Raw genomic sequence first — 236 nt, 5'->3', positions numbered from 1 at the left:
ATTTAATTGGTAACTATGAGTTTGCTGGCTTTACTCACGACGTAGTAGTGGGTGTTGAACTTGCAAACGAAACGTTTACACGCCATAACTTTGTTGCAACTACGCCTGATAACCTAATTGAAGATGGAATACGCAACGACTTATACAACCCTGATGCAACAATTGCATTTACGGGTGTGTACGGCCGTGACGGTACAAGCATTGAAGCTAAAGCTAAAAACCAAGCTATTTATGCA

1 pseudogene is annotated in these 236 nt (G+C 41.1%); it reads left to right on the top strand.

The annotated features are described in order from the left end of the window. Positions 1–236 (top strand): annotated as a pseudogene (locus AAEY57_RS21125) (TonB-dependent receptor); the annotation flags it as partial.

It is taken from the genome of Pseudoalteromonas sp. MER144-MNA-CIBAN-0113, assembly GCF_040308965.1.
GTDB classification, from domain to species: domain Bacteria; phylum Pseudomonadota; class Gammaproteobacteria; order Enterobacterales; family Alteromonadaceae; genus Pseudoalteromonas; species Pseudoalteromonas tetraodonis.
This window is presented reverse-complemented; position numbering and strand designations above follow the sequence as displayed.